Below are 1,307 nucleotides of genomic sequence, written 5' to 3' on the forward strand. Positions count from 1 at the left end.
TCTGCCGATAGGGGGGAGCGGCTACGTCGTACTCCGTTGCTGTTTTGGGTTTTGTCCTGGGGATACACCTCAGCCAGCAGGCTGTTGGTTTGGGGGGCGACCAGGTAGGCGTGACTGAGGTCCCAGCTCCTATAGCGGACAGTGAGCCTGGTAATGTGACGAAACCTTGATGGGATTTCAAAGCGAACGCCCTTGAGCTGTATCGTGCCGTCGCTCTGCCGTTGCGCTCTTGATTCACAGGCGGTGAAGCTAAAGGTTATTTTTCGATGCTCTGGGCAGGGACGCGACACATCCGGGCCGGCAAGCAGGCGATCGAGAGGGGTACAGTTGATCTCCTCATGGCGTGTTCGGTTATACTCCATCTCCACCCAGGCCTGCGTTGCCCGGTTCAAAAACTCCAGGGTAAGTGGTTCAACCCCTGTAAGCATGGCAACCATCCGTCCTTCGAGTTGACCCCAAAAGGACTCCTGCTTGCCGTTTTGATACGGACTGTACGGGAGCGTGGTTTCGTGCTCGATCCCTAAGAGGCCAAGGCCGCTCTTTGTTTCTCCTGCAATCATGGCCGAACCGTTGTCGGTCATCAGGCTCCGCGGCAGACCTCGCTTGTGAAAGGCCTGGGTCAGGCCGTGAATAAGCGAATCGGCAGTTTCATCAAGGTACCACTGAATATGGCAGCAGAGCCGAGAGCTGTCATCGAGCACACACAGGGCCTTTGGTGTATGGTAACCTCCAGCTTCATCAACTATCCGTCTGCTGCCGGCATGAAAATCCAGATGCCAGAGGCTATGGACATAAGGTGATTCATAGCTGCGAACTTCGCGATGTTCAAGACGTTCGGCGGCCTTGTGCTGCCCCGGCGTCTTCGGTCGCCGTTTTTTACTCCAGCCACGCGCCTTCATCCGTCTGCGGACGGTGGAATAGGAGGGGGCTGCACCCAACTCGGGTTGCTCCTCGACCAGGGCCGTCAGGTTGTCGGCATGGAGCTGATAACTCCAATGCGGATAACGTGCGTATTGCTCAGCAAGCGCTGAAATCATGCGTGAATTCAGTGTCCTGGTGATCCCCGAGTCTGAACGAACCCGGCGACTGAGTGCAGCGACTGGATCTGTGGATCGTAAGGCCTGGTAATACCAGCGCTCAATGGTTGAAGCGCCAAATTTTACCCACTCATCTTTGTGCGGATGGCGATAGCTGCGGCCGGCAAGAGTTCGGATCGTTGCACCCAGCTGGCCCTTCTCTGGTGGCCTGGACAACAAGCCACCGATTACGGAAAACCGTAGCTGACCCCAGTCGGTGATTTTTTTCTT

The 1,307-nt window shown here is 56.2% G+C and carries 1 protein-coding gene; it reads right to left on the reverse strand.

Going from position 1 to position 1,307, the window contains the following annotated elements; all coding sequences use genetic code 11:
• The coding region (locus G494_RS26980) for a DDE-type integrase/transposase/recombinase (RefSeq protein ID WP_153305906.1) at positions 1-1,307 on the reverse strand (1,307 nt) is incomplete at both ends.

Origin of the sequence: Desulfogranum mediterraneum DSM 13871 (assembly GCF_000429965.1) — a bacterium.
Lineage (GTDB): Bacteria > Desulfobacterota > Desulfobulbia > Desulfobulbales > Desulfobulbaceae > Desulfogranum > Desulfogranum mediterraneum.